The sequence below is a fragment of the Anaerococcus obesiensis ph10 genome, assembly GCF_000311745.1.
In the GTDB taxonomy this organism is placed as follows: Bacteria; Bacillota; Clostridia; order Tissierellales; family Peptoniphilaceae; genus Anaerococcus; species Anaerococcus vaginalis.
Map to the genome: position 1 here is coordinate 620927 of NZ_HE978532.1, position 22918 is coordinate 643844.

20 protein-coding genes are annotated in these 22918 nt (G+C 28.9%); 1 reads left to right on the forward strand and 19 read right to left on the reverse strand.

Features of this window, described 5'->3' with window-relative positions; genetic code table 11:
- Window positions 1–501 precede the first annotated feature (501 nt).
- Complete coding sequence (locus HGAG_RS08985; RefSeq protein ID WP_019118830.1) at window positions 502–1560, reverse strand: ribonucleotide-diphosphate reductase subunit beta; 1059 nt, start codon at window positions 1558–1560, stop codon at window positions 502–504.
- Between the two features lie 201 nt (window positions 1561–1761).
- On the opposite strand from HGAG_RS08985, the gene HGAG_RS08990 reads away from it, so the two are divergent.
- The gene (locus tag HGAG_RS08990; protein ID WP_019118831.1) at window positions 1762–2685 is read left to right on the forward strand and encodes an Abi family protein; all 924 of its coding nucleotides are present in this window, start codon (window positions 1762–1764) and stop codon (window positions 2683–2685) included.
- A gap of 432 nt (window positions 2686–3117) precedes the next feature.
- Here the strand turns inward: HGAG_RS08990 and HGAG_RS08995 are convergent, their stop codons facing one another.
- The 18 genes from HGAG_RS08995 to HGAG_RS09085 all read right to left on the reverse strand — a co-directional run bounded on the left by HGAG_RS08995 (window position 3118) and on the right by HGAG_RS09085 (window position 22917).
- Entirely contained in the window at window positions 3118–5646 is a 2529-nt protein-coding gene (locus HGAG_RS08995) for a ribonucleoside-diphosphate reductase subunit alpha (RefSeq protein WP_019118832.1), read from the reverse strand.
- Between the two features lie 147 nt (window positions 5647–5793).
- Window positions 5794–7389, reverse strand: a complete 1596-nt coding sequence (locus tag HGAG_RS09000) for an ATP-binding cassette domain-containing protein (protein ID WP_341871716.1) — start codon at window positions 7387–7389, stop codon at window positions 5794–5796.
- 281 nt (window positions 7390–7670) lie between these two features.
- Window positions 7671–8165, reverse strand: coding sequence for an RDD family protein (locus HGAG_RS09005; RefSeq protein ID WP_019118834.1), 495 nt, complete (start codon window positions 8163–8165; stop codon window positions 7671–7673).
- A gap of 8 nt (window positions 8166–8173) precedes the next feature.
- Window positions 8174–9175: a signal peptide peptidase SppA gene (gene sppA / locus HGAG_RS09010; RefSeq protein WP_019118835.1), complete on the reverse strand. Its 1002-nt coding sequence runs from the start codon at window positions 9173–9175 to the stop codon at window positions 8174–8176.
- A gap of 330 nt (window positions 9176–9505) precedes the next feature.
- Window positions 9506–10945, reverse strand: a complete 1440-nt coding sequence (locus tag HGAG_RS09020; RefSeq protein ID WP_019118837.1) for a PTS transporter subunit EIIC — start codon at window positions 10943–10945, stop codon at window positions 9506–9508.
- Complete coding sequence (gene murQ, locus HGAG_RS09025) at window positions 10942–11829, reverse strand: N-acetylmuramic acid 6-phosphate etherase (protein ID WP_026074089.1); 888 nt, start codon at window positions 11827–11829, stop codon at window positions 10942–10944. The genes HGAG_RS09020 and murQ overlap by 4 nt, the downstream gene beginning before the upstream one ends.
- Complete coding sequence (locus tag HGAG_RS09030) at window positions 11795–12793, reverse strand: MupG family TIM beta-alpha barrel fold protein (protein ID WP_019118839.1); 999 nt, start codon at window positions 12791–12793, stop codon at window positions 11795–11797. Before HGAG_RS09030 ends, murQ begins: the two co-directional genes overlap by 35 nt.
- Before the next feature lie 92 nt (window positions 12794–12885).
- Window positions 12886–13725: a MurR/RpiR family transcriptional regulator gene (locus tag HGAG_RS09035; protein WP_019118840.1), complete on the reverse strand. Its 840-nt coding sequence runs from the start codon at window positions 13723–13725 to the stop codon at window positions 12886–12888.
- Window positions 13726–13827: 102 nt separating this feature from the next.
- Window positions 13828–15915 carry an ATP-dependent zinc metalloprotease FtsH gene (gene ftsH, locus HGAG_RS09040; RefSeq protein WP_019118841.1) on the reverse strand — a complete coding sequence of 696 codons (2088 nt, stop codon included), beginning with the start codon at window positions 15913–15915 and terminating at the stop codon, window positions 13828–13830.
- Window positions 15916–16386, reverse strand: a complete 471-nt coding sequence (locus HGAG_RS09045; RefSeq protein WP_019118842.1) for a MarR family winged helix-turn-helix transcriptional regulator — start codon at window positions 16384–16386, stop codon at window positions 15916–15918.
- A gap of 311 nt (window positions 16387–16697) precedes the next feature.
- Window positions 16698–17549, reverse strand: a complete 852-nt coding sequence (locus HGAG_RS09050; protein ID WP_019118843.1) for an NAD(P)/FAD-dependent oxidoreductase — start codon at window positions 17547–17549, stop codon at window positions 16698–16700.
- Window positions 17549–17869: a thioredoxin family protein gene (locus tag HGAG_RS09055; protein ID WP_004839593.1), complete on the reverse strand. Its 321-nt coding sequence runs from the start codon at window positions 17867–17869 to the stop codon at window positions 17549–17551. The genes HGAG_RS09050 and HGAG_RS09055 overlap by 1 nt, the downstream gene beginning before the upstream one ends.
- A gap of 24 nt (window positions 17870–17893) precedes the next feature.
- The gene (locus HGAG_RS09060; RefSeq protein ID WP_004839594.1) at window positions 17894–18490 is read right to left on the reverse strand and encodes a P-II family nitrogen regulator; all 597 of its coding nucleotides are present in this window, start codon (window positions 18488–18490) and stop codon (window positions 17894–17896) included.
- Entirely contained in the window at window positions 18490–19881 is a 1392-nt protein-coding gene (locus HGAG_RS09065; RefSeq protein ID WP_019118845.1) for a DUF1538 domain-containing protein, read from the reverse strand. Before HGAG_RS09065 ends, HGAG_RS09060 begins: the two co-directional genes overlap by 1 nt.
- Window positions 19882–19975: 94 nt before the next feature.
- Window positions 19976–20962, reverse strand: coding sequence for a phosphate acetyltransferase (pta, locus tag HGAG_RS09070; RefSeq protein ID WP_019118846.1), 987 nt, complete (start codon window positions 20960–20962; stop codon window positions 19976–19978).
- Between the two features lie 65 nt (window positions 20963–21027).
- A complete protein-coding gene (locus HGAG_RS09075; RefSeq protein ID WP_019118847.1) occupies window positions 21028–21498 on the reverse strand; it encodes a DUF4446 family protein in 471 nt (156 codons plus the stop codon).
- Window positions 21486–22091 (reverse strand): cyclodeaminase/cyclohydrolase family protein, encoded by a 606-nt coding sequence (locus HGAG_RS09080; protein WP_019118848.1) that lies wholly within the window; start codon window positions 22089–22091, stop codon window positions 21486–21488. Before HGAG_RS09080 ends, HGAG_RS09075 begins: the two co-directional genes overlap by 13 nt.
- On the reverse strand, window positions 22078–22917 hold the full coding sequence (locus HGAG_RS09085; RefSeq protein ID WP_019118849.1) for a ParB/RepB/Spo0J family partition protein: 840 nt from the start codon (window positions 22915–22917) through the stop codon (window positions 22078–22080). Before HGAG_RS09085 ends, HGAG_RS09080 begins: the two co-directional genes overlap by 14 nt.
- Window position 22918: the final 1 nt, after the last annotated feature.

Here is a 22918-nt window from a genome sequence, read left to right on the forward strand (position 1 = left end):
CTTTATTCGCTTTATAATCTAGCTATATTTTTTCAATATCAATTTTTATTTTTTCACTTTTCCCCCTTTCTAAAAATTTATAAATTCTTACAAGTTTTTTATTTAAAAACCCGTTAGTTCTAATAGTGATAATCACTATCTGTTCTATTATACAAAATTGTAGAAAAAAACACAATATTTCAATTTATTTTTTTGTTAAATATAAAAATTTTTAAAAAAACTAAAAAAACAACAAAATCCAAGTCTTTAAAATATTTTTACTATAAATTAAATAAGGCTAAGTATAATATTTTAAATTAAATTTATATCAAAAATTTTCAAAGATTTCAAATCAAACACCATTTCCTTTAAATTAATTGAAACTTTGGATTATTTTTAAATATCTTCTATTTTTACAAAAAATTTTTATAAGGCAAAAGTCTAATTTTCTTAGATTTTTTGCAAATAAAAAACTGCTGTAAAATAGAAATATCTATTCTACAACAGTTTATAAAATTTATTTTATAAATCATCTTCAATAACTGAAGATTTAGAATAAGCTGAAACTTTTCCTTCAAAGAAATCTGTTTTTACTTGGTTTGGATCTGAATATTCACTAACCCATTTCATTGATTGAGGTTCATCTTCATATCCTTCATAAATTGTTCCAAGTCCAAGTCCTTTTGCTCTTAGATTTCCCAAATATTTTATATAATCTTCAATCATTTGTGAATTTAATCCTTGGATTTCATCTCCAATGGCATATTTTCCCCAGGCAATTTCTTGTTCTACTCCCTCTTTTAATAGTGATAAGTAGAATTCTTTTAATTCGTCAGTAAATAAGTCTGGTCTTTCTTCTTTCAAATCATTTATCATTGACCTAAAAAGCCACAAGTGAGTATTTTCATCTCTATTTATATATCTAATTTCTTGGACAGTTCCTGGCATTTTGCCATTTCTTCCAAGATTGTAGAAAAATGAAAAGCCTGAATAGAAATAAATTCCTTCAAGTATATAATTTGCAATCAAAACTCTCATCAAATTAAATTCGCTATCGTCTTTTATAAATTCATTGTATTGGTCGCCGATAAATTTATTTCTTTTTAAAAGGTGGTCATCTTCCTTCCACAAATACAAAATTCTAGTTCTCTCATCAGGAGAGCAAATTGTATCAAGTATGTAGGAATAAGATTGGGAGTGGATTGCCTCTTGGTAGGTTTGAATAGCAAGGCAAAGATTTATCTCGTTTGCTGTTATATAGGTTTGAAGATTTGGCAAATTTGCAGTTTGAATTGAATCAAGATAGGTCAAAAATGACAAAATCCTATCATAAGCCTTTTTTTCAGCCTTAGATAAATTTCTATAATCTTTTATATCTTGGTTTAAATTAATTTCTTCAGGAATCCAAAAATTATTCATAGCTTGTCGATACCAATCACTTGTCCATGTGTATTTTACATTGTTAAAATCATTAAGATTGGTTGTATTTCCATTTATTATTCTTCTTTTAGAAAGATCAATATCCCCATCCTCATTAAAAATTCCTCTTTTAGAAACTTCTTCCTTATATTTTTTTTCCATATTTACTCCTTTATTAAAATAAAAAATAAGCCTTTAAATATATTTACCCATTCATCTAAATCAAATAATAATATATTTTTCTTACCTATATTATATCCTATATACCGAATTATTGACATATATAAACTTTCTGATACAATATAGATAAGGAACAAGGCCTTGCCATACGTGGCGGGGCGTTTTTTTATGAGGTAATTTACTATGAAACCATTTAAAACCTACGATGAACAAATTGATATTTTAAAATCTAGAAATTTAGAAATTAAAGATAAAAGTAAAGCCAAAGACATACTTTCACAAATAAATTATTATAATTTGATTAATGGCTACAAAGATCCTTTTTTAATAAAAAATGATAAATTCAAAGATAATGCTAGCCTTGAAGAAATCTACTCCCTCCATGAAATGGATAGAGAATTAAAACAAGTTGTATTTTCTTCACTTTTAAAATTTGAAAAACTTTTAAAAACATCCTGCGCCTATAATTTTTCTAATCTACATAAAGATGGATTATATCCTTACTTACAAGTTGAAAATTATTCAAATTCTAAATATCAATTTTCTTACGTTCTAAATAACCTTGCTACTTTGTCTAACGCTATTAGAAAACAAACAAGAAATTCAAATGCTAAAAAACCTATAAGACACTACATCGACAAACACGAAGATATTCCCCTATGGGTTCTTGTAAATTTTCTTACCTTTGGAAATATTTCTCATTTTTATAATTCTCTAGATGAATCTCTTCAAAATACCATTGCTAAAGATTTTGGACAAAGATATAAAGAAAATTATAATTCCAAAGAAAAAATAAGCAAAAGTGAGCTTATAGAAGTTATTAAAATATGTAATTTTTTCAGAAATATCTGTGCTCATGATGAGGTTATGTATTCTTTTACTTTAAATAAATCTTGTCAAACTGCTATTTTTGAAAAGTTTTTTGACGAAGAATTTAGTGGTAAAAATTTACACGATTTAATTTTATCTTTAAAGTTAGTTTTGCCAAAAAATGAATATCAAAACCTAATAAATTCAATATCAAAAATCAAAAATAAATACAAAGATGAATTTAAAAGTATAAGTATAAATAAAATATTCGAAATTTCAGGCTTTAAAAATCAGTAATTTAGTATTTTCTAAATTACTGATTTTTTAATTTTTTATATTTTATACATTATTATCTTATGGGAAATAATTTTTTATAAACTAATATTTTTAATTTTATACCCCATTTTCAAAATCGAACTTATATTTTTACTTTTAAATAATTATAAAATATTTAAAAACTATTAAAATTTTTTTCTTTGCTAAATATTTTATTTAAATTAATACAATACTTCGTTAAGTTAGGGCGGAGGAAATGGGGGAGTTTCGAATTCTCCCCCTTTTTCCTCCCCCTAACAACCCCCACTTTTTTGCCCCCCTGCAAACGACCGCTGCGCGGGCTAAATTTGTAAGAAGCTTCGCTTCTTTCAATGATTTTATAACAGTAATAAATCATCAAGCTAAGAAAGTAATAATGAGAAAATTATTTTAATTTAAATTTTTAAAATAAATCTATGACGCACATGAATCACAATCTTCTACTTCAAGTGATTTTCCTCTTACATAATATAGGGATTTTACTCCTGCTTCCCATGCTGTTAGGTAAATATTTAAAATTTGTCTCATTGTGTATTCTGTTGTTATATAAACATTTACTGATTGGGCTTGGTCGATGTGTCTTTGTCTTACTCCGCATGCTCTCATTGAAATATTTTGGTCAATATTATAGGCATTTTCGTATAGCCAGAAGGTTTTTGTATTTAGTCCTGGAGCAACTCTTGGTACTATTGCTCCCTTTTTTTCTTCTAGGAAATATTTGTTCATTATTGGGTCAACTCCTGCTGATGTTCCTGAAATTATTGAGGTTGATCCTGTTGGAGCTACTGCCAATAAATATCCATTTCTAAGTCCGTTTTCGTGAACGTCTTTCTTTAAATTTTCCCATCTTTCGCTTTCATATCCTCTTTGTTTGAAATAATCTCCATTATCCCAATCACTTCCATCAAAACAAGAATATGATCCCTTTTCTTTTGCAATTTCATTTGATGCTTTGATTGCAAAATAGTTTATATCTTCATAAACCTTGTCCACAAAATCAAGATGAGCATCTTCTTCTGACCATTTTATATCATTTTTTACCAACATATGATGGTAACCACTTGTTCCAAGTCCGATTGCCCTGTATTTTTTATTGGTTACTTTTGCATAAGGAGTTGGGTAATAATTTAAATCTATTACATTATCCAAAGCTCTAACGATTGTAGAAACAACTTCTTCTAATTCTTCTTTGTCGTTTACATCAATATTTCCAAGAGTTAGACTTGCAAGATTACATTCTACAAAATCTCCAGGCTTGGTTGTATTTACAATTACAGTTTCTCCATCAACAGTTTTTATCTCTTCGCTGACCGTCTCTGATGGGCTCATATTTTGGGCAATTTCAGTACAAAGATTTGAGGAATATATAATTCCCTTGTGCTTGTTTGGATTCGCTCTGTTTACTGCATCTCTATTAAATACAAAAGGTGTTCCTGTTTCTGTCCATGATTTTATCAAAAGCCTAATCAAATCTTTTATGGCAATTACTCTTTTTGAAATTTCCTTGTCATTTACAAGTTTATGGTAAAATTCTTCAAATTCTTCCCCGTAGGTATCTTCGATTGATTTGCCATATTTTACCAAAACTTCGTGAGGATCAAACATATACCAATCTCCACCAATATTGTCCCTACATTCTTTCCAGAATAAATCTGGCACACATACTGCTGGGAAAATATCATGGGCCTTCATCCTGTCATCACCATTATTTGTTCTTAGAGATAAAAATTCTGGTACATCCTTATGCCAAATATCCAAATAACAAGCCACAGCCCCTTGTCTTACACCTAATTGGTCAACGGCTACTGCTGTGTCATTGGCAAGTTTTATCCACCTTATAACTCCACCTGCTACATTTTTTATTCCCCTAATATCAGAACCTTGGGCCCTAACTTTTCCAAAATAAAGACCCATTCCACCACCGTGTTTTGAAACTTGGGCGAAGTTTGTAATTGAACGGTAGATTCCCTTCAAGGTATCAGGAACTGTGTCTATAAAACATGAAGAAAGTTGGTTAAATGGCTTTCTCGCATTGGTCATGGTTGGAGTTGCCATGGTTGCCTTTAATTGGGATAAAATATCATATAATTTTTTGGCAAAAGAAACTTGGTCTTTTTCTCCAATGGCAAGGTGCATGGAAATTCCCATAAACATTTCTTGGACGCTTTCAATATATTCACCTTCAAATGTTTTAATCAAATATCTTTTTGCAACCAAGTCCAAACCAGAATAGGTAAATAATTTATTCCTATCTTCTTTTAGATAAGCTCCCAATTCCTCCAAATCCTTATTTGTGTAGGATTCTAAAATATATTTTCCATAAAGACCAGCTGAAGTTAGGTATTGAACTTTTGACCTAAAATCAACAATTCCATATTTTTCTTCGCTAAGGCTAATTTTTAAATTAATCAAATGAATCATAAACCTTGCAGCAATAAATTCCCAATCCGGAGCTTCCTTGCTGGTAAGCTCACTTGCAGCCTTTATAAGGGCATTTAGCAAGGCTTCCTTGGTCATATTTTTCTTGGTAAAAGATTCAAATTTTAAATACAAAGACTCGATTGGATATCTTTGGTTGTCATACTCATCATTAATATCTTTGATTATAGAAAGAGTATATTCATCATCAATAAAAGATTCAAAATCGGTTAGGACCTTCCTGTCCATATTGTGTTTTGCCCTATAAAGAATGTAGGATTTAACTTCCTTATAGTAATTATTTTCAATAAGCTCAAGCTCAACCAAATCTTGAATTTCTTCAACAGTAACTACATGGTCTTTTGGGTATCTTTCCTTGATTGTTTTTTCTATATTAAGAGAAATTCTATCCAAATTTTCATCGCTAATAACAGAATCAACAGACCTAAAAGATTTAAAGATTGCACGATTAATCTTTTCCCTTTCAAAGTCAACAACTTGACCATCTCTTTTTTTAACTTCCATATCCACCCCTAAATATTGTTATTTTTATATTTAATCCACTATATATAGTGGTAATTCCGAAATTTCTACCTAACAATCATATCACAAGATAGGAATTTTAAAAAGTATAAAGTACTTATAATTTTTTAAAAAACAATCCCTATAGATTTAATATAAAATCTTATAGGGATTATTTTTTAAAATTGATATATTTTTTATTTTTATTTTTAATTTTCTATTAAATGAATTTAACAAATTAGGATTTGTCGAATGGCTTACGCAAATAATTATTTTATTTTCTATCTCTTTAATTATTTGAGCTACTAAATTTTCATTATATGTATCAAGACCTGATGTTACTTCATCAATAATAATCATAGATTTATCTGAATAAATAGCTCTAGCAAGATCTATCCTCTTTTTTTCTCCTCCCGAAAGAGTTGTTTTATCTATTTTGTAATTGAGATTTCTGTTTTTTATTAAATAGTTTAGACCTACCATATCTAAAATTTTTAAGCATCTATCATAATTTTTGTCCTCATCAAACAAAGTTATATTATCTATTATTGATCCAGTAAAAATAATTGTATCTTGAGGGATGAAATATATATTTTCATAATAAGATTTTTTATTCAATTGAGATAGGGCATATCCATTTATAAATATTTTCTTATTCTCATTTGCAAAAATTCCTAAAATTAAATTTAGAAAACTAGATTTTCCACTTCCACTATCTCCTAATATAAGACATTTATTACCAGATTTGATTTCCAAATTTATATTTTTTATTATGTAATTATTCGCAAATTTCAGATCAATATTATCAAATCTTAACTTATCAATTTTTCCTATCTCTATAGTTCCTTTATCTATATTAGTTTCTTCTAAATATTCTAAATATTTATCAAAAATTTTTTTAGATGAAATAATTCCACTATATGAATCTGCAATTGACTGAATAGGACCTGCTATTGTTACCATAAGTGTTGTCATAGCAATTAGCGATGGTAAATCTATCAAATTTTTATATACAAAAAATCCGCCGACTATCCAAGTCCCTGAATATAATATATTTCCCAAACCATAACTTATGGCAAATGTTTTTGCCAATGATGATTCGAAAATAATAGATTTATCTTTCAAAATCTCTGCTAATTCGCCTAGTTTATTATTAAAATATGAGCCTAGCTTGGATATTTTTATAAATAAAATATTTTCTGAAAATTCATCAAAATTTTCAAGATAAGCACTCTTAGAATCAAGTTCTTCTTCTTTTTTATTGGATAAAATTTTTCTAGAAATAAAAGGTGATAAAAATGGTATAAATGAAAATAATAGCATTATAAAAGTTAAAGTTCCTTGTATATAAATAGCTGATAAAAGAGATATAAAAAACATAAATATATACAATAATGAAGATAAAATGCCATTAAAATAATTATTTATAGCTTCAAGATCATTAATCATCTTGTTTTTAAAATCTTTTTTGTAATCTAAATTAAGATATGATATATCTTCCCTATCAATTTTTATAATCAAATCCTCCCTAAGTTTTTTAATTATATTATTAATAATTTTAGATTTAAATTTTCTAGGAAAATAATCAAACATAGCTTCAATAGTTAAATATGGAATTGCTATAAACCCCAAAAAAATAAGCTTTTTAAATTCCTTAGATACAGCAAAAAAAGTTAATTTTTGATATAAAAAAGCAGTACCCGCACTTAAAATTGCCGCAAAAAAACAAATAATAATATAAATAATTAAATTTTTTTATTTTCTAATAAATATTTTCTCATAATATCACATATCTAAAAAAATTTAGAATTACCCTTTCTAACTTTTTAACATATTCTTTAATATAGTAATTAAAATCATAAGCATTGTTTGTACTACATTTGTAATTATTGCAATATATTAATCCTCTACAAATACCATAATCATTACAGTTTTTGCATCTAAAATGTTCTTTTGAATTCTTATTAATGTTAAAATTTTCGAAAAAATATGGTTTAAAATAGACTAAGCTATTTTAAACCATTTTTTTAATTTTCAAAAAGATAATCTACCACATCATCTTTTATAACAACCGTATCAACCAACATATCTGCCAAAGATTGTTTGTTTGGGGTAAATCCTATAATTAGGTACAAAATTTTTATAAAATTTTGAATATATCTTGCGAAAACTTCTCTTACCAAACAATCAAAAAAACTAAGTTTTTCGTCGTTTAAAGAAATAACCCTAATTCCCATTGCCATTTTTCCTAAAGTTTGGCCGTTGTTCAAATAAGTTAAGATGAAAAAATATAACAAACAAATTCCTGTTTCAATCAAAGGATTTATTTCTATATTCATAATTGTTAAATCCGTTTTTATTTGAAAAATTTTCATAATAATATTTGAAAAAGAATAGGCAACTATAGAGTCTATTGTAAAAGCCACAAGTCTTAGGAAAAAACCAGCATAGGCAAATTGAGGTATGGATATTGTCTTTTGTACATTCAAAGAATTATTTTCTATTGTTTCCATATTTTCCATAATTTCACCTATTTCCCATAATAATACATTGGTAGTGGAGATTCTTTTTCCATTAATTCTTTCAAAACACTAAGATCAGATGAAGAATTTTTTTCTACTAAATTTTGAGCTTTTGAAAATAATTTTTTTAATGAATAATCACTTCCTTCATATTCAAAAACTTCTGGATTATTTAATTTATAATCTTTTTTCATATCTTCAATTGCATCATCAAGATTTCCAATTTTATCTACAAGACCATTATTTTTAGCTTGAGCTCCATCATAAACCCTGCCGTCTGCAAGTTTTTTTACTTGATCTTCTTTCATAGATCTACCTTGAGAAACAATTTTTATAAACCTATCAAATGACGAATTTATAAGGTCTTGGAAATATTTTTTTTGCTCATCTGTCATATCTTTTCCAAGAGATCCTGCATCTTTCATCTTGCCTGTTGTAATATTTTGTTCTTTAATTCCATATTTTTCAAACAAACCTTGGAAAGATCTTGATGACATAATTACACCAATAGAACCCGTTAAGGTTTCATTTGAAGCATAAATTTTATCAGTTGGGGCAGAAATATAATATCCACCACTTGCAGCCATTGTCTTCATAACTGTAAATACAGGGATTTTTTTGTCAGTTTGAATTTCTTTTATCTTATTTGCAATTTGTTCAGAATTATAAACAGCTCCACCTGGAGAATTTACTTGCATAATTACACCCTTAACAGAATCATCCTTGTATATATCATCAAGTTGTTCCATAAAAGAATCATAAACTTCTCCATCTCCGATTGCTCCCTCATAAGAAATAAGAGCAATTTTATTTTTCTTATCCCCATCTTCTACAATATTTTTATTTGCAGTAGCTGAAAAAGGATTAAATTGATTTAAATATTCATTTTTCAATTTATCTGCCTGTTTTTCAGATATTTTATCGCTCCTATTTGATACGATAGAAGATGCTACAAACAAAAGTAGAGCAATAGCCACAGCTATCCATCTTTTGCCATTGTTTTTTTTCATATTAACTCCTTTAATTTTATATTTTATAATAACACTATATTATTCTAAATTTAAAGAATCAAGGATAAGAAAATAAGTTTTGATTTTTTTTAACAATTGAGTACAATGAAAAGGCAAGACAATTATCGTTGACACTAAGAGAAATTGTTTTTGTATAGTCTCTTAATTGAGACTATTTACATAAAGGATTTTTACCAAAAATCAAAAGGTAAAAGTCCATTTTTTTGTATGTTTTTAAAATTTATTAATTTTTTCTTTAAAATAATTTTTATTTCAAAGAAATTTTTGCAAAAAAAATCCTGCCCTAAGGCAAGATTATTTTTTATTTAATTAAAATTTAAAATCTATACTATCTACTATGTCTTCTCCGTCTATATATTTTTTATCTATTCCAAATAAATATGTTAGTATAAATCCTCCAACATATCCACCGATAAGTCCAAATATATATCCTAGGGCTTTTCCATTATAAATTAGTGGAATTAGGGCTAGTCCACTTGGACCTACTGCTGTTGCTCCTATTGATCCTATTGCACCAATTATTGCTCCTCCTACTCCTCCACCAAGACACGCTGTTATAAATGCTTTTCCCATTGGTAGAGTTAGGGCATATATTAATGGTTCTCCAATTCCTAAAATTCCTACTGGCAATCCACCTTTTGCTATTTCTGTTAATCTTTTATTTTTTCTACATTTTACAAGTATTGCTATTGCAGCTCCTACTTGTCCTGCTCCTGCCATGGCAAGAATTGGCAATAAATATGTTGCGCCTTGTTGTTCAATCATCGCAATGTGGATTGGTGTTAAAATTTGATGTAGTCCTAGCATTACCATTGGTAAAAATACTGCACCAAGAATAAATCCTGCAATCGCTCCACCCAATTCTATTACAGAGTTAATTATTCCTATAAGTCCGTTTGATATTAATCCTGCTATTGGCATTATTATAAATATTGTCAAAATTCCTGTAACTAATAAGGATATTGTTGGAACAATAATTATATCTAGTGAATCTGGAATTACATTGTGAAGGGCATTTTCAATTTTTACAAGTATAAATACTGCAAGAATTACTCCAATTACTCCACCTTGTCCTGGTAGTAGGGCTGAATCTAAAAACATATTTTTTAATGGCTCGTCTGGATTCATTGCTGAAAGATATACCATACCTCCAATTACTCCACCCAAGCCTTCGTTTCCTTTAAAGACTCTTGCTGCATTTATTCCTATAAATATATTCAAATATCCATAAAGTCCAGTTTTTATTATATTTAAAACTTGAAGTACTGCTCCAAAATTTTCTTGTGAAAGTGAACCTGCTGTTATCATATTTTGCATAACTGAGGCTATTCCACCTATAAGTCCTGCTCCTACAAAAGCTGGTATTAATGGAACGAAAATTGATGCTATTGTTGCTGAAAATGATTTAAATTTTGATTTATTTTGTTTTTCTTTTACTTTTGCTTTATTTTCTCTAGTTCTTTTTTCTATATCGCTTTTTATTTCTTCAGAAAATTTTGCATTTGCCATATTTGACATTTCTTTTGCTATTTTTTCACTTTTGCCAGGGCCTGTTACTATTTGAATTTGTTCTCCTTTTAAAACTCCCAAAACTCCATCAATTTTTTCAATTTCTTTGAAGTTTACCTTGCTTTCATCTACAACTTTTACCCTTACTCTTGTCATACAATTTATAACTTCTGTTATATTATCTTTTCCACCAAAATTTTCTATAAGGTCTGTGGCGATTTTTTTGTTATCTTGTTTCATTGTATTCCCTTTCTTAAAAATCCTTCGTTTTCTTCCAACAATTCAAGCGCTTCTTTTTTGCTAATTGATTTTTTTTCCATTAAAATTGCACATTTTACCCTGCCATCTGCATCATCTAGTAATTTTTCTGCATAACTTTTATCAATATTGCAAATATCTTCAATCATTTTCAAAGCCCTATTTTTTAATTTCTCATTTGATACCCTAAGATCAACCATAAGATTATCGTAAACTTTTCCGATTCTTACCATTGAAGTTGTTGAAATCATATTCAAAACCATTTTTGTTGCAGTCCCTGCTTTCATTCTAGTAGAACCTGTCAAAACTTCGCTTCCTGTGTCTATTTCTATTGGATAATCTGCAAATTTTGAAATTTCAGAACCTATGTTGCAAGTTATCGAACCTGTTTTTGCCCCAAGTTTTTTTGCATATTTTAATGCTCCAATAACATAAGGTGTTCTTCCACTGCTTGCTATTCCTACAAGCAAATCATCTTTTGTAAATCCATGGTCTATCAAATCTTTTTTTGCCAAATTTTCATCATCTTCTGCGTTTTCAATTGGATTTCTTAGTGCCTTATCTCCTCCTGCAATAATTCCTTTTATCATATTTTTATCTACGGAAAAAGTTGGAAATGCTTCAGACGCATCCAAAACTCCAAGTCTTCCGCTAGTTCCTGCGCCAATATAATATAAATGACCGCCCTTTTTAAACACATCTACAATAGCATCTGTTAGTTTTTCAATATCTGGGATTTTTTCGCCAACTTTTTTAGCTATTGTCATATCTTCATTATTAATTATTTTTAAAATTTCTAGAGTTGACTTGGTGTCCAAGCCCTTGCTCTTGTTATTTCTTGATTCTGTTGATGACAAGTCTATCACTTCCTCCTATCAAATCTAATATTCCAAGATGAGACTTATCTACATGTCCAATAATATTTCTCATCTTATCTTCTCCTATATCTTTTCTAATTATTTCAAGCTCTCCAGAATATCTTTTGGCATTTTTATTTAAAATTACTAAATCGCCCTTTTTTATTTCTCTATCATCGATTTTTTCAATAAATTTATAGGACCTTTTATTTCTTATCAAATAATCGCTTATATCCTCTCTAACTTCAATTTTTTTCAAATCTTTATAATCATCTTCCAAAAAAACATCTAAATTTATTAGCTTATTTTTCTCATAATCTTCTATATATTTTTTATTTTTTTGTGAGATTCCTTCAGATAACAAGAGATTTTTTATTTTATACTTTCTTTTAAGTTTCAAATAAGAATAATAAGGATTTTCCCACCTATCTTCTTCCAAAGTTGGAAGACTTTCAAACATTGGTCCCCTAAAATCATTATCTCCTTGAAAAAAAGCAAAAATATCAACGCCAAATGCTTTTAACATTTGATTTTTATTAATAAATTCATCACTTCCAAGTCCTGAATATGAAAGAGGATAATAATTATGCCAAGCACTAATATTTGAAAAATTTGAATTTTTTTCTTTCAAATCCATTAGATTATTATAATCTATGGTCGATGCATTTATAGCCAATTTATTTTTTTTAGATAATTTAGCTATTAGTTCATTATTAAATCCAAAATCTAGCCTTATTATTATGTTTAAATCTAAAAGTTTAGGAAATTTTTTCAAAACTTCTCCATTTAAATCTACACAAACTTTCGTTTTTGAATTTTTTAACATATTCAAAAGCCACAATAATTTATCCATATTCTCGTCTTTTAGAGGATAGTGCATAGATGTAAACAAAAAATCATAATTTTTAAATTCTTCTAGCTTTTTTATAATTTCTTCTTTATTTTGATTAAGATATAAACTAAAACCTAACATAAATACTTCCTTTTTCTCATAGAAAAGCTTTTCACATTTACATTATAAAACACTTGAAATATAATTTCAAGTGTTTCTTTATATTTTTAAAATTAAATTTTAAGTTTGTCTGTAAATTCTTTGGTAACTTTTAAATTATCCACTACATAATCATAATTTAATCCTATATAAGAAAAATATAAAATATCCGTTATGATTAAAGATGAAAATCTCGACGCAATCGCTCCATACCTAATTTCTTTTTCACTTGATGGAATTTTTATAAAAACGTCAGAATCTTTTGCAAGTTTTGAATTTTCATTTTTGCTTATACTTATAAGAGAAGCTCCCTTAATTTTCGCATAATTAAATGATTCCAATACTTCTTTTGTTTTTGCCCCATAAGTTATTGCAATTAAAAGATCATTTTTTCCTATATGAGAAATTCTTGAAAGATTTGTATGGGCGTCTTTCTCATAATACACATCTGCCCCTGCCCTTAATAATTTATAATAAAAATCTTCGCATATAAGTCCAGAACCTGCCACTCCTGAAAGATAAATTTTTTTAGCCTTATTTAAAATTTGGCACGCCTTTTCAATTTTTTCTTCATCAATTAATGCATAAGTTTTTTCTATTGTTTTTTGTATATTTGCCTTAGACTTACTTATTATATCCTTTGTTTTGTCAGATTTTTTTATTTCATCTTCTATAAAATCACTTTCTTCTTCAAAGGCTTTTGCAATTGATATTTTCATATCCACAAAGGAATTATAGCCGATTTTTTTTACAAATCTTGTAACAGCAGCCTGAGATGATTTTGTATTTTTTGCAAGGTCAATGCTCGATTGTTTTATTATCAAGTCCTTGTTGTTTAATATATAAGATGCAATATTTTTATCTGTCTGAGTAAAACTATCTTTTTTATCTTCAATTCTAATTATATATTCCATATAAACCTCAAAACCCCAAAACATTTAATTTGAAGTTAATTTTTATTTTCTATTTTTAATCTTTTTCCCTTAAAACAAAAAGAGCCACTAAGGCTCTTTTTATTATTCATCTTCTTGATTTGATTGTTCACTTGAGCCTAGGGCTATTGTATCATCTAAATCTTTATCTGAAGATTTTTCTTCATTTTCATTCAAAGTTTCTTCCAATTCCTTTTTCAAATCTTCATTTGAAATTTCGCTAGAATTTTCTTTTTTGTCATCTGATGTTTTTATTTCATCTTCGATTGCTTTTTCTTCTAATTTATTTTCATTTGAAGGTTCTTGTTTAGGATTTTCTTTATTTTCTACAGGTTTTTTATTTAATATTTCCATAAATTGCTCGCCTGTAATTGTTTCTTCTTTTAAAAGAAAATCTGAAATTTCATGAAGTTTTTCTAAATTATCTTTTAAAATTTCTATAGCTCTCATGTGAGCTTGGGCAATAATTTTTCCTACTTTTTGGTCAATCTTATCTCCAGTTCCATTTGAAACTATCATTGATCTTTGACCGCCAAGGTATCTTCCTTGGATTTGTTCAAGTTGCATAAAGTCAAAGTCATCATCCATACCATAAATTGTTACCATATTTCTTGCTATGGCTGTGGCTTTTTCTATATCGTTGCTTGCTCCAGTGGTTTTTGCATTAAATATTAATTCTTCTGCACTTCTTCCACCTGCCAAGGTTACTATTTCATCAAATAGCTCTTGTTTTGTCATTATAAATTTCTCATCTTTGTCGACAGTCATTGTATAACCCAAAGCTCCACCAGTTCTTGGTACAATTGTAATTTTGGTTACTGGGGTTTTTTGTGTTTGAATTGCTGCAACAAGAGCATGTCCTACTTCGTGGTAAGCGATAATTTTCTTTTGATCGTCTGAAATAACTGCATTTTTCTTTTGAGCACCAGCTATAACTGTTTCGATTGATTCTTCAAGGTCTGTTTGAGTTAGTTTTTTACGTCCTTCTCTAACAGCTCTCAAAGCTCCTTCGTTTACAATATTTGCAAGGTCAGCACCGCTTGTTCCTGCAGTTCTTTTTGCTATTTCTTCATAATCAATTTCATCTTCACGCTTAATTTTTTTTGCATGAACTTTTAATATATCTTCACGACCTTTTAAATCTGGTAATTCTACTTGAACCCTTCTATCAAAACGTCCTGGTCTTGTTAGAGCTGGGTCTAGAATTTCTGGTCTGTTGGTTGCAGATAATAAAACTACTCCCTCAGTAGCATCAAATCCGTCCATTTCGTTTAGCAATTGGTTAAGTGTTTGCTCACGTTCGTCATTTCCTGAATATCCTGAAACATCACGTTTTTTACCAATGGCATCTATCTCGTCGATAAATACTATACAAGGCGCTTTTTCTTTTGCTTGTTTGAAAAGATCACGAACCTTGCTAGCACCCATTCCTACAAACATTTCTACAAATTCAGAACCTGAAATTGAGAAAAATGGAACATTTGCCTCTCCTGCAACAGCTTTTGCAAGAAGAGTCTTACCAGTTCCTGGAGGGCCTACAAGAAGTACTCCTTTTGGTAAAACCGCACCGATTTCCTTGTATTTTTGTGGTCCATGCAAGAAATCTACTACTTCATTTAAGCTATCTTTCGCTTCTTCTTGACCTGCTACATCTGCAAAGGTCTTGCCAGTTTTGTTTTCCATATAAATTTTGGCGTTTGATTTACCAAAATTCATAAAGTCTCCGCCGCCACGGCCTCCCATAGTCTTTGATAAAGACCTATTTGCCATATAAAATATAAAAAGTAAAAACAACAATGGCAAAATACTTGTAACAAACAAGGTAAGCCATGGGCTCATCTTTGTTTCAACTTCCTTGGTAAAGGTCAAGTTTTTGTGTTTTTTGCTAGCCTCAAGAAGCCTTTCAGTAAGGTCAGTATCAGGCCACAAGCCTGTGATGAATTTTTGCTTATCTCCATCAACTACCGCTGTGAAAGTGTAATTATAATCATCTTTTGTAACTTCTCTAACTTGTCCATTATCAATCATTGATACAAATTGAGAATAAGTTATCTCTTTTGGTTTTCCCTCAGCCCTAATTGGTTGCAAAATTTGTTGAATAACCAAAAATGCCACAATGGCAATAATCCAATAATAGACTAGAGGCCTTTTGCCTTTTTTAAATGATGGCATCTATAAACCACTCCTAACAATGTAATCGTCTAATAAATTATCTAGTGAATCTAATTCATTAATTATTGTTTTTAAATTAGAATTTATACTTTTTTCGTCATCTTTAGGTCTAATTTTATCAAAATATTTGCTTACCTTTTCAGCAGCATCAAAACCCTTTTGTGTTAATTTTACATTAACAACTCTTTCATCTTCATCAGATCTATTTCTATCAACAAATCCTTGTTTTTCCAATTTCTTGCAAATATTAGAAATATTTCCACCATTTACTCCAATTGATTTACCAAGATTTCCAATAGAAACTGATTCATCAGATGCTGATAGAGTCATAATCATTTTAAGTTGAAGAGTTGTAACGCCCATTTCTTGAGCTGTTTCTTGTAAAAGCAAATCTATCTTATGTGATATTTCCCTAATCATTGAAAATATAGAGTTATTAAATTCAAAAAATTCTATGTGTGTTCTTGTCATATAAACCTCCTTACAATTTATAGACTGTAATCTAGAATAGAATAATCTACTTAAATATTATTCTACATATAATACGACATTTTTCAAGTAAAAAGAAAGAATATTTTTGATAATTAATTTTAATTATGTATTAATTATGTTTTTTACAATTTTTATATTATTAGAGCTAAAATTATGATAAATTTTTTTGAAATTAAAAAATCTCCAAGCATAAAAAAATAAATTATAAATGAATTTTTTAAAAATAAATTTAAACAAAAAAATAATGCCACACTTCATTGCATGACATTAATTGTTTCACGTGAAACATTTTATTTATTTTTACTTATATAACTTGCCGCATTTAATCCAGCAATTTGTCCTTGACCTACCGCCTTATTTATTTGATAAGGTGTGCCAACTATATCTCCACAGGCAAATAGACCTTTTATGTTTGTTTTCATATCTAAGTCTACTTTTATATGGCTATTTTCAATCTTCACTGATGGAACAAGACTTTTTGGCTTTGAAGAATTTTTTATTACAAAAAATCCATCAGCCTTCAATTCTTCCCCATCTTCTAATATAAGACTTTCGGCCTTCAAAGCTCCTAGAAATTTTTTTGGCTTTTTGTTTATAATTTTAATTCCATCGTCAAGTTCTATAGGTTTTTTATTAGGATTTACAAAAATTGTTTGGCTTGCCATTTTATTTATAAAATTTGCTTCTTCAATAGCTTCTTCATTATAGCCAACCAAGACTACTTTTTTTCCTTTATATAGGCTGGCATCACAAGTTGCACAATAAGAAATTCCTTTGGCAAAAAATTCATCTTCTCCTTCAATGCTTTTTCCCATATCAATTCCTGTTGCAATTATGCAAGCTTTTGATGTGAGCATTTTTTCGCCCAAATCTATTGAAAAATATTCTCCCATGGCATAAACTGCCTTTATTTTCCTATCCAATATCTTAACAGGATAATTTTTTATATGGTCTCTAAAATTATTGTATAAGTCCAAGCCTTTTATATCACTAAATCCCAAATAATTTTTTATTGAGGGACTTTTTTCCAAGGCTTTTGATTTTTTCCCAATAATTAGAACTTTTTTTCCTCTTATACTAGCATTTAGACCTGCAGAAATTCCTGCAGGCCCAAATCCTATTATTATTAAATCATAATCCATTATTTAAGTTTTTCTATTTCTTCAAGTATTACTTCTTTAGCTTGAAAACCTACTAGAGTATTTTTTAAAACTCCACCTTTAAATAACATCATTGATGGAACTGCATTTACATTATATCTTCCTGCAAGGTCTGGATTTTCATCTACGTCTACTGAATATATTTCAAAATCAACTTCGCCTTCCATTTCTTCAAGAACTGGTTTTTGCATTTTGCAAGGTCCGCACCAAGTTGCTGAAAAATCTACTAAAACTATTCCTTCGTTTTCTAAAACGTGTGTATCAAATTCACTTGTATTTATTTCTTTCATAATATCCTCCATTTTTTCTCTTTAAATTATACCGTCTTAATTTTGCTCAACAAGCCCGCGCACATCTGTGACAGGAAGTGAAAATAAAATCCCCTTCGAATTTTCATCCAAATTCATTGCATCATAAATTGCTGATTTTACTTTCTCTGAAATTTCCTTTTTTATAAGCATTATGACAATATCTTTTTCAGGCTCTATAGTCATATTTAAAAACACAGATTTTTTTTGAATTCCAGATCCTCTGCCATGAACAACAGTTGCGCCTTTTGCTCCTTCTTTTTGGGATATTTCTATAACTTTATCTGCATTTTCCTTATTAACTATTACATACAAAGCTTCATATTCCATATCTATTTCTCCTTTGTAATCTACTGGTGTCGTAAACATTATAGATGTGTTTTTCTTATCAAATTTATCTTTTATTTGGTCTAATAAATCATTTACCAAATCATCGTTTACAAGTGCTGAAACTATTTCTTTTTTTTCCTTATCAATTTCTAAAACTTCAAGAATATGTGCATTGGCAGATCCTTCTGCCAAAAGGCAAGATATTGACTTAGCACCTTTTTCTTTTAATTGGTTCATAATTTTTGACCCTTTTGATCTTGGTGTTATTATTCTTAAATATTTCATTATCCTTCTATGGCCTCCTTATAAAAAGATCCCATTATCATAATTGTAATCACTGGCATTAAAGCTACAAAGGCAATCACTCCAAATCCACCTTCAATATTTCCTGCAACTCCTTGACAAAAACCTAATATAAAAGTCGCAGTCATTGGCCCTGACGCAACTCCTCCCGAATCAAAAGCAATTCCTACAAAAAGTTGGGAAACATTTCTTGATAAAATTAGAGCTATTAAAAATCCTGGAACAATTATCATCCATAATTTAAAGCCTTCTATTTTTATTCTAAGCATAGCAAGCATAACTGCAAAAGCAACTCCAACAGAAAGAGCTTTCATTATTGAAGATTTATGGATTGAACCTCCTGTAACTTCTTCGACTTGTTCTGCCAAAACAAAGACAGCAGGCTCTGCCAAAACTACCAAAAGTCCCAAAATAAATCCAATGATAGGTACAAATCTAAAATCAGAGTAATTCTCTCCCATAAATCTTGCAAGTTCCATAAATCCACCTTCTACACTTGCCAAAAATATAATCAGTCCTAGGTAAGTGTAAATCAAACCAAGATTTATTGATTTTTTATTTTTAATTTTAAAAACTAGCTTGTCCATTATAAAAAACACCAAAGTTATTGGCAAAATTGCAAAACTTGCCGATTTAAATCCTGAAATCAAAGCTAGTTGATGAGCTTGTTCTTCTAGCAAAATATTTTTTGAATTTATAGACATAGTCATCAAAAGTCCCGCAAGAATTGGTCCCGTTGATGCGATTCCTACAAGGCCAAATGAATTTTCTTCTCCCTTTTTTTCTCCCTTTAATTTACTTACTCCAAGACCTAGAGCAATAATAAATGGAGTTGTCATTGCACCCGTAGTTGCTCCCGATGCATCAAAAGCTATAGCGTGACCCAAATCATTTACTATAAACATTAAAATAAAAATCACACCATAAATTATAAACATAAGTGTTGAAAGTTTTATTTCTTTAAATATCCTAAAAAGACCAAGAGAAATCATAAAGCCAACCCCAATCGAAATTATAGCTACTATTAATAAGGAAGAAAGCCCGATAGCACTTCTTACTTGATTTGCTAAAATTAAAAGATCTGGTTCTGCAATTGAAATTATAAATCCTATAAAAATTCCAAAAATAATAACTTTAATTATTTTTTCAGATTTTGCAATAAAATCTCCCATATATGTTCCAATTTTTGAAATTGATAGATTAACTCCAGTAAGAAAAATAGAAAGACCAAAAATTATTCCAATACATCCTATTAAAAATTTTATAATAATTTTGTTTTCTACTGGTCTAAATAAATTTAAAATTAAAACTAAAACTGCTATAGGAACAACAGCTTTGGCATTTTGTTTTATTTCTTCTCTAAATATTATCATCACCCCTTTTTGTTTTATTATTTTTATATTTTATATATTAATTTTTTGTATAACAAAAGAGGCAATCTAGCGACTGTCTCTTTTGAAATTTTTATTAATCTCTAACTTGATTTGCTGTTAGTATTGTTAATTTATATACGTCTTCTTCGTTACATCCTCTTGAAAGGTCGTTAACTGGTTTGTTTAATCCTTGAAGTATTGGTCCTAAAGCTTCGTATCCACCAAGTCTTTGTCCAATTTTATATCCAATATTTGCAGCTTGTAGGTCTGGGAAAATGAATACTTTTGCTTTTCCTGCTACATCTGAATTAGGAATTTTCTTTCTTGCAACTTGTGGTGAAATTGCTGCATCAAATTGCATTTCTCCATCAACTTTAAGATTTGGATCCATTTCTTTTGCAAGTTTTGTAGCTTCTTCTACTTTTCTTGCAAGTTCGTGTTTTGCAGATCCTTTTGTTGAAAATGATAGCATAGCAACTATTGGTTCAATTCCAAATTCTTCTGCTGTTTTTGCTGCTTCTACTGCAACTTCTGCAAGTTCGTTTGATTGAAGAGTAATATTTATTGCTGTATCTGCAAATAATAATTTTTCTCCATTAGGTCCAAGCATAATCATAACACCGGATACTCTATTTACACCTTTTCTTGTTTTGATAAGTTGTAGGGCTGGTCTTACAGTATCTCCAGTTGGATTTGATGCTCCTGAAACCATTCCATCTGCTTTTCCAGTTTGAACTAGCATTGTACCAAAGTAATTGTTATCTTTCTTTAATATATATTCACCATCTTCTCTGGTGTTTTTGCCTTTCCTAAGTTCAACGTATTTATCTACTAATTCATCAAGTAGTTCGCTTTCTCTAGGGTTTATTATTTGAATATCTCCTAATTTTACCCCTTCTTCTTCTGCTACTTTTTGAATTTCTTCTTTATCTCCTAAAAGTATTGGTACTATAAGACCATCATTTTGATGTCTAATAGCTGCTCTTAATACTCTTGAGTCATTGCCTTCTGGAAATACTATTTTGCGATTTTTGCCCCTAATATTTTCAGTAGCAAGTTCCATAACTCCATCGTTTGCCATAATTACCTCCTAATCATAAATCGATTTTAGCATTAATATTATACCCCAATAATTTTAATTATCTTCTATAATTTTGCTTTTTCTAAAGATTCCTTTTCCCTTTCGGAAAGCTCTATGTCACATTCTCCATTTGTAATCTCTTTTAAGTAAGTATTTGAGCCATCTTGTGAATATAAATTTGTAAGAATTATTCCATTGTGATATGAATCTAGGAGAGTTAATGAAAACGAATTTCTTCCTCTTTGGCTATCAAAAGCATCATAATGAACAACTGCCATTTTGCTAACAGCTCCCATTGTAGTATTTTTTGTATCTGATGATCTTTGGTCAAGAGATTTTATTTCTCTATTTGATTGTTCGATTTGGTCATTTAATTGTAAAATTAATTCTTCAAGATTTACATCAGGATTTTTGCCCCTAAGTAGATGATCGTATCTTCTTTTTTGTCTTTTTAGTTTGTTATTATTAGCTTTTATCATAGAATATTCAAAAATAACAAGAATAAATAAGATCACTATAGCTATTATTTGTCCCATTTCTTTTCCCTTTCTTCGATGATTTTCATATTATCCTTATATAATTTATCACAGAAATTTATAATAGATTTGTAATTTGTTTTTTCATGATTTGGATCAGTAATATTTTCCTCATTCAAAATAAGGTTTATAAAAGAAGAATGGATTGATTCTTTTACAAGTCTAAGCCCTATTTCTCCATCAGAAATCGCATCAATATTTCCATATTTTAAAATAAAATCACAATCTTGCATAACAATTATCATAAGCTCTATAGTTCTTTTTGGAGCCTTGTTTGCCTCTATAATATAGTCATCGTAATTTTTTATTTCCTTATTTTTATAAGCTTTTATTAAAAGATTTACCTTATCAATATCTTCTTGCATAAGTTCTTTTAATTCTTCAGAATATTTTTTGAATTTCTCTTCGATTTTTTTGGATTTTTTATTTAATTTTTCATCCTTATAATCTTTTTTTGCCATCATCAAAATAAGGTTTAAGCCTAGGTTTCCAACAAGACTTGTAATAGCTCCTCCGCCTGGATTAGCTGTTTTTTTTCTGGTATTTTCTATAAGATGGTCTACAGAAAAATCTATCATTTTATTCTTTTCCATTTTTTAATCTCCAATATAAATTTTCTATCTCCTCAATAGAAAAACAATCAATAGTAACCCTATAAGTTTCATTATTTTTTTTAATTTCTACCTTTGAATTAAGTAGGTCAATAAATTTTTCCTCAAAATCCTCAAATAAAATCCTATCTAAATTATCTTCCTTTTGATTTTTTTTATTATTTTTAGAACTAATCTTTTCAACTTTTCTTATATTTGTTTTTTTATTTTTAAAATCATCAAGGCTTTTTTTTCTATCTTCTTCATCCTTTATAGAAAGAAGTGTTCTTGCTTGGGATGAAGAAATATTTCCCTCTTCAAGCTCTTTTTTTGAATTTTCATCAAGTTTTAAAAGTCTTAGGGTATTTGCAATGTAAGATCTTGATTTGCCAACAGTTTTCGCTATTTCATCTTGAGTCATACCATAGTTTTTTGAAAGCTCATTATAAGCATTGGCCTCTTCAAGACCAGATAAATCTTCCCTTTGAACATTTTCAACAATAGATAATATATCAATATCCTTTGTATCCACATTTTTTATAATTGCATCAATTTCTTTTAAACCCAAAAGCTTACTTGCCCTAAACCTACGTTCTCCAGCAATTATTTCATATCTTATCCCATTTTTTTTAAGAACAATTGGATTTAATAAGCCATATTTTTCTATTGATTGACTAAGACCTTCAAGTGATTTATCATCAAAATTTTTCCTAGGTTGGTCTTCCCTCGCATAAATTTTTTCCAAAGGAATCCTAACTATGGCCTTATTTTTTTTGTTATTTTCTGGTATTAGAGATCCAAGTCCTCTACCCAATGTTTTTTTCGTCATA